The sequence below is a fragment of the Holospora curviuscula genome, from assembly GCF_002930195.1.
GTDB lineage: Bacteria > Pseudomonadota > Alphaproteobacteria > Holosporales > Holosporaceae > Holospora > Holospora curviuscula.
Genome location: NZ_PHHC01000119.1, coordinates 1 through 11,446, shown reverse-complemented (window position 1 = coordinate 11,446; position 11,446 = coordinate 1). Strand labels below are relative to the sequence as shown.

Here is an 11,446-nt window from a genome sequence, read left to right as displayed (position 1 = left end):
CTGAAAGATTTCCCTCGTTACCTTTGAGAAAGAATACATGATTTTATCTGCAACGTTATAGTGACAATAGATCTTCTACGATTCAGCCAATCCAATATTTTCGGTATTACTGTGAGCGCGTTACTTGTATCCCTTCTCTTGGCCTAGCCTTTGTAGCAAAAGCGCATATCTTATGTAACATCTTCGCCATCATAACTGCGCCTTAGTGTCTTTCCATCGATTGCTATATCATTGCCTGGCTATTTTTACTTATGCGCTTCACTCAGGTAGAAAATAGATCTTGACTCAACATCTTACCATCCGTCAGCCCCGCATAGCGCTACACACAAAGTCGCTAACTCTATCAGACATTTCATGGAACCTCATGGAACCTATTCTTTACTCGATCTAGGATAGGGGTTTGAAATGATCTAAAACCGCTTCTTTTACTTTTTTCAAATATTTATTTTTATGAGGGGGGCCTAAGCAAGATATGGACTATGGTAGATCTTTGGTGTATTTTCGGTTAAGATAAAAAATGGGTTTTTGTATCTTTATTTGAATAATGTTGTGTCGTTCTAGGGTGCCTATCTGGAATTCTACTGAGCCTCTTGTGGTGTTAGCCCCTATGGCGGGAGTTAGTGATTTTCCGTTTCGGAAAGCAGTGCATGCCTTTGGGGGCGTAGCTTTTTCTGTTTCAGAAATGATTGCTAGTCAAGCAATTTTTCGAAAAGCATCAAAAACTTTGCGCCGCTCTTTTAAAGTCGAGAACGCCATTCATGTTATGCAATTGGCTGGAAACGATCCCTATCTTATGGGACAAGCAGCACGTTGGGCGGTGGATCAGGGCGCTCACGCCATCGATCTAAATCTGGGGTGTCCAGCAAAACAAATTGCCATCAGTAGTTTCGCTGGAGCTGCACTAATGCGGGACGAGAAGTTGGCAGGCTCTATCTTTGAAGCGGTCGTTAAATCAGTATCCGTTCCAGTGAGTGTAAAGATGCGCATGGGATGGGATAAAGAAACATTGAATGCATCTAGGTTGATCGAGATAGCGTATAATGCAGGCGTGTCTTGGATTACAATTCATGGCAGAACCCGATGCCAATTCTATAAAGACCATGCAGATTGGGATTTTATTTCTCAGTTGGCACGCACATCTCCTTTGCCCATCATTGGAAATGGAGACATTGTAGACATTGAGACTGCAGATCGGCATTGGCAGAACACAGAAGTTGCGGGGCTTATGGTGGGACGTGGAACTTATGGAAAACCTTGGTTGCTAGCCCAAATTTTTCATAAATTAAAAACTGGGGTTCTCTTGCCTCCTCCTTCTTTGGTGCACCAACATGAAAGCGTTCGTCGCCATATTGAAGACATTCTAACTTGGTATGGAAGAGAGAGTGGTGTTCGAATTTTACGCAAACACTTGGGATGGTACAGTAAAGGCGCTCCCGGGGCCACAGCGTTTCGCCAATGCGTGTTTCAAGAAACGTGTCCTCGAGCAATTTTTCAGCATATTAATGTGTTTTACAGGGACCAAGTACAAGAGGTTGCTTCTTGAGTATTAAAAAAATTTTCTGGGCAGGACCTCTGGCAGCATTTTTGGGAGTAATTTGGTATTTTAAGAAAGACTATATTTTTTTAATTATCATTTTTAGTCTCCTCTTTATTAACGGCTGGGTTTTATATACCTTGCTTTATCGCCGACGTACACCCTGCGTACGTGAAGAAAACCGTAAGTTTCAACGAAAAATTGTAGGGTTATGCTCTTTGATGGTGGTAGCACCGTGTTTATTAATTACACTTTTTTCACTAATTTTTTTAGAATTAGGTGTTCAAACTTGGTTTAAAGATCGGGTAAGAACTGTAATGGATACCTCAACCCAGGTTGCAGATGCCTATCTTTTAGAACACAAAAAAATTTTAGAAGAATCTATTATGAAGCTGGCTCACACCATTAATATGGCTTTTACTATAGAAGGCGTGACCTCCAGTCAACAACTTAAGAAGAATAATCCTCACGCTAAGAGCGTTCTTCAGGACTTAAAAGAATTTTTAAACTACATGAGTTCTTTTTCAACCCATCAAGCCATTTTGTTTGAGCGTGTGCGTGAAAAAAATAAAATTATTGCAAAAACACAACAAATTGACGACGTGATCAAGTATATAAGCCGAATCACTGCTTCTTATATTAAAAAAGTTTCTTCTAAGCGCATTATGTTCTCTTTACATAAAGAAGAAGGTCGAGTAGTCGCGGTGGTCCCTTTAACATTAAAGCATTGTTTCTTGCTGATCACTCGGAGGGTAGATCCGGCTGTACTCCATCATGTTGAACATATGAAACGTTCTGGTAGCGCTTATCAACGGGTTTTTGAGGAACAAAACGCACTCATTGAAAAGTTTATTATTTTATTTATACTATTTTCCTGCATTCTTTTACTGTGTGCGATTCTAGTAGGGGTGCGCTTTGCAAAACGGCTAATAGAGCCTATTGGCGCATTACTCGCCGCAGCTCAGTCTATTAGATTAGGGAAACTGATTCAAGTTCAAGATGTTGAACAAGAGTCAATGGAGGAATTGCGTTTGTTAATTCAAACGTTTAACGTTATGGTGCAAGAAATGCACACAAAAAAAGAAGAATTAATGATCATAAACCAAACTTTAGAAGATCGCAGCCAGTGTTTATCTAATGTGCTGAAAGGTGTTTCTTCGGGAGTTTTAGGGCTTGAGCTAAACGGTCGTATTATTTTATCTAATGAGCGCGCCCAAGTATTATTGGAAAAAACACACAGTATGGAAAATGATTCTCTTCAAGATATTTGTGAAGAATTTTGGGAATTTGTCAAAGAGGCGAACCTTGCACCAGGGCAACAAAGTCAAAAACAAATGACAATTTTACAAAATCGCTTGCCACGCATCTACGCGTTATATGTTCGAGCTTGGTCCAATGGGGCAGAATTGACGCTTACTTTTGATGACATTACTGAGCTAGTGGCAGCACAAAAACGAAGGGTTTGGGAAGATGTAGCACGTCGAGTAGCTCATGAAGTAAAAAATCCTCTTACTCCTATTGTACTTTCTGCACAACGATTACGAAGACGTTTTTTAAATTTGGTGAATCAACCAGACATCTTTGAAGATTGTGTAGACACTATTATACGGCAAGTAACTTATATTGATCAATTGGTTTCAGAATTTTCTTCTTTTGCTCGCATGACGGAAGCAAAAATAGTACCTTTTTTGCTCTATCAGATGCTGCATCGTTTAATTAATTTTCATCGACATACTTATCCAGACATTCAATTTCATTTTATGAATAACGGATTAAATGAAAAAGATATGTGGAAGGGAGATGAAGGACAATTAGAGCGCGCTTTGACAAATCTTCTTAAAAATGCAATCGAATCCATTCAAGATCGGGAAGGCGAGGCCTCCTTAGTTCCAGGATGTATTGAGATAACGATTACTCGTCACGCAAAAGATGTGACGATTTCAATACAAGATAACGGTAAAGGATTAAATACGGCAGCTCCTCTCTTTTTGTTCGATCCTTATGTTACCACAAAATCTTACGGAACTGGCCTGGGACTTGCTATTGTACATCGAATTATATCGGATCATCACGGTACTTTGACGCTCTCTCCTTCTACTTTTGGTGCAGTGGTCACTTTAAATCTTCCAAATTTAAACTATCTTTAGTGAGAAAAAATTTTGAAGATTGATAAAATAATCAAAAAAACAGAAAAGATACATTGACTCTTATGAGAGGTAACAATTTTAGCAGTGAATATATCGTAAAAGCCGTACAGTGGGTAATTATCTAAAGTATGCAAGTAAAGAATATCAAGAAAAATCCCAGATTTTTCTTGTGCAACACCTATTTAATCGCTTATTCAAACCCACGAAGCAATAGTACAGATCACCAATATAATAATTTTTTCTTGGATTTTCAATATTGAAAAAATTCTAGATTATATCGTAGGACTGTTATGCTCGAAAAATTAATACACTAATAGTAATAGAGACGGAGACAATGAAAAGAAGCGGTATATTCCTATTTCGTACCAGAATTAAAGCCACAAGCATTCATTCTTCATAAGGCGTCTAATTATCTATATTTTCTTGTAGTATTCACGCTAATAAAGACAATTTTTGAAATGCTGAGTATCATCTCTATACTTTCAGCTCTTCTGATCAATAAGGTTTGTCTTTTTTCTCTCTCATCCTCTATCTTTGAAAAGGGTAAGCTCAATACCACTCTTCTCAATGCTATACAATACTCTGGTGTGGTGTATTTTTTATTTATTTTGTACTTATCTTGTTTTAATTTGCTATAGGTTAAGAATTATTTATATTTTTTAGGTATTTATAAGCGCTAACTGTGCGAATATTAAACCGCTTACTAATATCAGATACGTTACAATCAGCTGCTTTTTCTAAATAATCTTTTAATAATATGCTGTATATTCTCGGCCTACTGTCCAAATTTTTTCTTGGATGAATATGATTTTCTGTTTTTATATTTTAGCCACCATCTATTAAATAAGTTTTCTCTTATTCAGTTTGAATAGTTTAGTCTATTAAGCATTAATGATAACCTACCTCTATACAACGTATTCTCTTATTGTTTAAGTATAACTATATGTTTGCAATTTTTTCCCTCCCTCACATTGTTATTCTATGTACGTAGTATAGTATTTACTCTCTGGATGCTTTTTATGAACAAAGATAACGTATTGAGTAGTGCCAAACTTTGAAAGCTTAGTGCCTAAAAATTGTAGGTACGAGATAAATTACGCTGAGATGGAGAAATATACAAAAATTCTCTAAAAAAGCTTTTCTGCCACAATGATATTTTAGATGATATTTGAAACCTTTTTAACGCTCTTTTCCAGGCCAATAGAGGGTTTGGGGTTCTAGATAAGAGACAATCAAAAATTTATTAATGTGATTCTTGGAGTTTAAAAACGGGCGCTCTGTGGCGCTATTTTCCTCCCCCTTACGGCGTATGGAGAAACACGCATCGCCGATTTATTTGCTCAAGAGACAAGAAAATCTGAGAAAAATTGCTTGAAAAATGCATTTTTTATTCCGATTTTGGATAGTATAAATAGATATTACCCGCATTAAAGTTCATTTTCAGGGGAAAAAAAACCTGAAAAATAAGCTGTGAAACAGTGGGCTCAACACAAAAATACCCTTAATCGTAGATGCTTTGGGTATTCCGGTGCACATGGGGCTCACACAGGGTAGCCCAGATAGATTGTATAGAGGCACTTCCAAAACACAGCGCAGGTCTAGATGCAGAGCATTTTTTTTCTTGACACGGTCTATAATAGTATGATAGCAACAATATTATGAATTAAGCGGCTAAAACAGTATAACTTTTTGCGATTTCAGCACAAAAAAATAGTAAATTTCAGTGTAATGATGCAAAGATATCTATAAACTATGTTCTTTGGTTGAAAATACTTTCCTTTATCCCAAATAATGCCACATAATGATCCCGCGCTATGCCAACAATGCACTTTCATTCTGGGCTGCTGTGCACATCCGATACCTCATTTTTTGGCTTACCATCTTGTGACTACATTGTCTTATTTAGAGATGATTTTTTCAAAAAATCTTGAACTTCTTTTAGATCTTCTAAAGTATCGACACACATATAAGAAGAATTATTTGTCACTTCAGCAGCCCAAATAGAGTGTCCATGATCTAAAAACCGTAATTGCTCCAAAGCTTCTTTTTGTTCTTTTGGGGAAGGATCCCATGTTTTAAATTGTTTCAATACCTCGGGCCGGAAGGCGTAGATTCCCCAATGATGATAATAAGAAAAAGAGGGATCTGGAAAGTCTATAGTGCGCTTAAAATCATGACATTCCCAGTATCCGGAAAGAGGAGATGCTCGGCATACTGCCTTTACTTTAGAAGGTTCAGGTCGTAAGCTTTGTCTTTTAAAGCTACAAATTAAGGTTACTACACTAATTTCTGGAAGGGAAAACGGAATAAAAAGCTGAGAGAGAACGGATGTATCTAATATCGGGGTGTCTCCCTGCACGTTAATCACAATATCAAATTGATTCCAGGCTTTTTTTATGTCCAGCGCTTGAGCTACACGATCTGTCCCAGAACAGCAGACTCCTGTTTTTACGCGTTGAGATTCAAGAAAAAGATTTCCAATGCAATCGTCATCGTACGCTACCCAAACCGGTGCAATGTTTGCCCGCTGCAGATTTTCAAAAACCCTTTGAATCATAGGCATTCCGTCTAGGTTCACTAACGGCTTTTGGAACAGTCGCTTAGATTCGAGGCGAGCAGGAATAATAATAAGGGTACGCATAATTTTCATTTATATGAATACAACTATTGTTAATATTTTTTCACAGTTTTTTTTACAACGCAAGCACAAACCTTCTGTATAAATTAAAATTTTAGAGAAAATTATGTTAAATAGGTAAACCAGTCGATACAGTATAGATTTAAGAGTAAGATTCGTAAATTGTATCAAGGCAAATAACAGCCACGAAAAAACATCCAAAGGGTTTGGTATCAAGAAAATAACAATAAAGAGATAATATGTACGTTACGAAAATGAAGAATATTACTTACAAAAAATTACGTATAGAACTAAAGCCAGAGTCTTGTATTCAATAGGCCAAAGCACCCTCTGGATGTCAGAGAAGAGAATCGTTCTTGTGAAATTTTGCATGCATGCTTGTGGTTCAGGATATGGGTTGAACAGCTAGGGTTGCGTGATAAAAAAGCCTGAACCTAGGTGAAAGCAAGTAAAGCGAACGAGATAAGTCCATATAAGTACTAAAAAGACATACCCCCTGAAAAACATTGACATTGTATATATTGAAAAAAGTGGTATTGGTATAGCAAGTTTTAAAGCGAGGAGATCAAGTACAATAAGGAAAAAGCGTGATATATATTACAAAAGAGCCCATAGTATAACTGGCTTATTGAATAATCAATTCATAGTACTCATGGGGTTTAACAGGTCTTATGATATGGATTTTTTTAATCATTAGAGAGAATAATGTTGAATCAAAGTTCTAAAACCCGGACAAGGGGTGATTTTGGATTATGCGTCATTCCATCACTTTTATAAGACAAAAAAATTGACAGAATCGGTTGTCTGAAGGTTAGTTTTCTTACCGTCATAGTAGACTGACCTTAACTTCATTGATAAATTTTGGACTAATATGAAACGATGCATTAACCGTAACATTATTTAATGTACTGATGATTCTAGAACGTTTGTGTTGTGAGTATGAATTCTTTTTTATGTTTCAAGAAATTTAGAAATTACATCTCATGCATGCTGATATCTAGAGACTATGTCATTTTAGGGAAAGGTTTTGTTTTTTTAACAGTAAAACTTCTACTGTATGGGTTTTGTTTACTCTCTTAACGCATTCCCAATCTCTATTTTTTGTATACGAAACTTAAACCCTGTATTCATGGATAAACGGAGGGAGTATAGTCAAGCTAGGAGATAATAAGAACGCGTGATCTAAGCGATTTAACAAATTAACTAATCACGCTTGTTAAGATAATTCGGATAAAAGTTGGTGAACGTAAAAATCCGAGCGATCGCAGGATTGATTCACACAGTGTCAAAAATACCCGGGCTTGTGAACAACGCAGCATTGACGGAGGGAAAAAAAAGGAACCTAAACGCCATCGTGTTGTGGATACACAAAACACTCTCGTGCACGGTACTGTTCATGACGGGAATCAACACGATACAGTAGGATAGTGCAATGTTTTTCAAGAGGCGCTGCAACGTTATCCGACACTCAAAGATGTTTGCGCCGATACCGGGTATGGAAAAACCATGCGAGCGTTTGTAAGAAACGGTCTTATCTTAACAAGACAATTGAAATTTCAGAACCCCAGGATGGGCTGCGCTCGCCAAAAGATAAGTCGTTGAACAAACCTTTACTTGGCTTAATCATTATCCAAGATTGTCTAAAGCGTACAAAATTCCTGTAGCAGCTGCCGGAAATAGAGTGATGATTGCGCATTCTATGGGCTTGTTAAGGCGGATCGCGCATCCATAAATACAGACTCTTAATCAAGCTATCTTATTTTTGAAATTTCTATTTTTACCCTGAATGCATTGTTCTAAATATGGATAGCGTTCTATATATTGGTATTAAAATTAGATGGTATCTTAGGTGCCCGATGCGCAGTGTAGTGAGATATTCTATTTTTTTCTAAAGAAATTTACTCTTCTTTCTTTTGAGACTGTTGACTGTTCTTTAGCTTTTCTCTCATCTGCAAAAATGCGTTAATTTTACTTTTTTTAGGGTGACGACGCTCCCAAAATGTAATGGCCATTTTAGGGGCTTCTTCTTTTTTTTGTGCTTCTTCTGAATCTACATCTTTAGCGGAACTTTCAGCACTGAATCCTAAAATTCCAGCGCCTTGGAGAGAAATTCTAGAATTTTCTCGTGAACCATGGCCTCCAGAAATGGGGGAAGCGCCTCGATCACGATATCTCGAAGTTGAAGAATCATAGGAACGATGATAATCCTCTCTGTCATACTTAGACTTAGAAGCGTCTAAAATCTGAATGATTTTTTTAATAAGAGGCTCGTTTTCAAGCCATGTTTTATCTTGGATATCTTTTTTATATTCTTTATTTTTTAAATATCGTATAAGTTTTTTTCGTCCAGCAGCGCTAAGGGGCGCTTTTTTGATTCCCTCCAGGAACAATACTTCCATTACTTTTGCTGGTTCAGGAGTTGGGGCATCTCCTTCAGGCAGTTTTTCGTCTTCTTCCTCTTGAATTTGTTCCCTCAGCAGTTGAAATTTTTTCATACATTTTAAGTGTTGAGCAACCAAATTGTTATTGATGATTTGTGCATTATTTTGATATTCCGAAAAAGGCATGGCAACTACTTTTTTAATTAAAACACGAATATCTGTTTGATTCAGCATGGTTTCTAAAAAATATTGCAGTAAAGGTGCTGGGTTGATTGCGTTGTGTAAAATTCTTAATGCGGTGTTCAGAATATAGCTTGTTTGAAAAATCGAAGTATTAGAATACGAATGAGATGAAGCGTCTGACGCTACTCGATAAAGAATAGCCAAAATTTTATTATAATTAATGAAAGCTTCTATATTTAAGTTTTTTTTTTCTATTTGTTCTTTCTCTTTTTCTAGTTCTGATTTATTTTTTCTGTCCTGCGTTACTGCAGAAGGAGTAGGAAAATTCAATATTTTTTTATAATAATTTATAAAGAATTTTTCTATATCTGCGGGAAATGTTGCGACATTTATGTTCTCTTTTGCTTCTGGACTAAGCTTGATCAATTTTTCTAAAAATTTTGTGACGTCTCCGTGACCAATGTTTTGAATCAGTGTATTGAATAGTTTATCTGCCCTTACATCCCACGCTAAAGAACTTTTTTCTGATGGCTCTTTTAAAAAACTAAATTCTTTCCATAAATTTTTAAGTTCTTCCGAGGTTTCGTAAGCGTTTATCTGACAGCTGCGTTCTGGCTCAGCATAGAGCGCATTGATCCCTATAATTCCACAAAAGATGATCCTTCTAAAGACTAGGATACATAGGGGAAGATGTGATTTATTTTCCATGTTTTATCTCTTTTTGTCTCGAAAAAAAAGTTACTGCTTTGTGTTTACCTACGGGGCCTTGAGGGGCTGGAGGGGGCGCTTCCTGATTAAACATTTGATCTATATATCCAGGGTCAGTGGTAGGTTTAGAACTACCTTGGACATTTGAACTGCTGGCAGAGATGGGAGCGACGGATGTACCCGTAGATCGGGTAGTTCCATCATAAGAACCCTGAGAATGATATTCTTCGGTGCCTTGGCTCGTCGTTAATGCTTTTTTTAGATGCTGAATAATACGTTGATTTATAGGGTCCTGATTGGCGGAACTAAAAGCAGCCAGCCAATTTTGAGGGTTTTTTTTATGATAATGCATACTTTGTTCTATCATACCAGTCACCCAAAATTCTAAGCAGGGTATTCCTTGTACATAACTAGATACTGGTTCTTGGGAAGATGAAGTATGCTCATAAGCAGATTCAGCTTGAGATTCTTTATAAGATGTATCTTGTCCATGCATAGGAGGGGGATAAGAATGTTGTTGCTGTTGAGCGTTTGCGTTTGAATCGGAAGAAGGGGCTTGCTGAGCAGCGTAAGAGATCGAAGTAGAAACGGGTGCCTCCGATGTCTCTGAAATAATACAAGAAGCCTGGTTCTGTTCTGATCGAGCATCGTCGGCCTGTTCAAAAGCGTCTTGAAAAGGATCGGGTATAGGAAGCTTTATAGTATTGCATTTGATTCTGGAAAGGGGGGCGGCGAGTAATCCAAACACATCTTGGACACTAAGCCCCCTAGCGCTCTCTTGGGTATTCTTAAGGGGAGCTATCATATCTTCTAAGAAAAGACACCATGCTTCAGGAAATTCTGCCCGAGTTAAAAATTCACTCACAACTACTTTGTTTACTTTTCGTTCCAATAGTTTGTTTAAAATAATTTTTTTAACCTCTTCCAGAGACTGAGCTTGTTTAAACTCTGGGATATGTTGAAAATTAGAAACTGTTTGGGTGTTCCAATCTTTGATAGCCAGTAAAGGAGATTGCCTAAGGTCTTTTGATGCCGCTTCTGGGCTAGAAAGTAGTTCCCAGGAAACTAAAAAATTATCTGCATCTCCGGAATGATTTGAATAAGTTGGAGGTGACGAGAGCGTAGGTACTTTGGCTGTTAGGGGATGGGGTGTTCCACTGTTATTTAAGATCTCAGACTTGCGCTGTGCTCGAAGTAAAGAAGTAGATAAAAAAGAAATGCATAATAAAAAAAAATAATTCATAAAAAAAATATATATTTTATTGTTGAATAATGATATCATAAAATGATATTTTAATTCTTAAATAATAAAAACTTTCTTGTTATATGGTGGAACAGCAGATTTATGTGGTGCAAGAGAGGATAAAAGTGTGGTACATATTACAAAAAACTGATAGTATAGCGGATTAGTGAATAATCAATCCACAGTGCTCATGGGGGTTAACGGGTCTTGTAATACGGATTTTTTTAGTCATTGAAGAAAAATAGTATTGAATTAAAATTTTTTTGGCTGAAAAATATATATACCCGATCTGAATTTCGTTGAAAAATTCTGAGCTAGTATAAAACGATAGATTAACCGTACTATTACTCAATGTACTGAATGGGATATCCTTACTTGAATTCTTTCAAATCTCTTCTCCAAGCTAAATTACTCTAGAGCTTGTCCGCAAATGAGAGATATGTTAGTGTATCTGGATGATGTTGGATGCAATTGAGGAATATAAATGAATAGAAGAGCGTATGAGACAGATTTAAAAGACAAAGAATGGGAATTAATATCGGAATATTTTATACCAAATATTAAGAAGGCTGGCAGGCCTGTGAAACACAGCAGAAGAGAGATATTAGATGC

At 36.9% G+C, this 11,446-nt stretch carries 7 protein-coding genes; 4 read left to right on the top strand and 3 right to left on the bottom strand.

Annotated features, from left to right (window positions below; genetic code table 11):
- Positions 1 to 544: 544 nt before the first annotated feature.
- The gene (gene dusB, locus HCUR_RS06100) at positions 545 to 1,543 is read left to right on the top strand and encodes a tRNA dihydrouridine synthase DusB (RefSeq protein ID WP_104207207.1); all 999 of its coding nucleotides are present in this window, start codon (positions 545 to 547) and stop codon (positions 1,541 to 1,543) included.
- Complete coding sequence (locus HCUR_RS06095) at positions 1,540 to 3,681, top strand: ATP-binding protein (RefSeq protein WP_104207206.1); 2,142 nt, start codon at positions 1,540 to 1,542, stop codon at positions 3,679 to 3,681. Before dusB ends, HCUR_RS06095 begins: the two co-directional genes overlap by 4 nt.
- 1,888 nt (positions 3,682 to 5,569) lie before the next feature.
- Here the strand turns inward: HCUR_RS06095 and HCUR_RS06090 are convergent.
- Positions 5,570 to 6,322, bottom strand: a complete 753-nt coding sequence (locus HCUR_RS06090) for a cytidylyltransferase domain-containing protein (RefSeq protein WP_165780821.1) — start codon at positions 6,320 to 6,322, stop codon at positions 5,570 to 5,572.
- Positions 6,323 to 7,559: 1,237 nt separating this feature from the next.
- Here HCUR_RS06090 and HCUR_RS07910 point away from each other — a divergent pair.
- Together HCUR_RS07910 and HCUR_RS07905 are read left to right on the top strand one after the other, a co-directional pair.
- Entirely contained in the window at positions 7,560 to 7,742 is a 183-nt protein-coding gene (locus HCUR_RS07910) for a hypothetical protein (protein ID WP_129591946.1), read from the top strand.
- Between the two features lie 4 nt (positions 7,743 to 7,746).
- Positions 7,747 to 7,983 carry a hypothetical protein gene (locus tag HCUR_RS07905; protein ID WP_129591945.1) on the top strand — a complete coding sequence of 79 codons (237 nt, stop codon included), beginning with the start codon at positions 7,747 to 7,749 and terminating at the stop codon, positions 7,981 to 7,983.
- 234 nt (positions 7,984 to 8,217) lie between these two features.
- On the opposite strand, the gene HCUR_RS06085 is transcribed toward HCUR_RS07905, so the two are convergent.
- Together HCUR_RS06085 and HCUR_RS06080 are read right to left on the bottom strand one after the other, a co-directional pair.
- Positions 8,218 to 9,591, bottom strand: coding sequence for a hypothetical protein (locus HCUR_RS06085; protein ID WP_104207204.1), 1,374 nt, complete (start codon positions 9,589 to 9,591; stop codon positions 8,218 to 8,220).
- Entirely contained in the window at positions 9,581 to 10,834 is a 1,254-nt protein-coding gene (locus HCUR_RS06080; RefSeq protein WP_104207203.1) for a hypothetical protein, read from the bottom strand. The genes HCUR_RS06085 and HCUR_RS06080 overlap by 11 nt, the downstream gene beginning before the upstream one ends.
- Between the last annotated feature and the right edge of the window lie 612 nt (positions 10,835 to 11,446).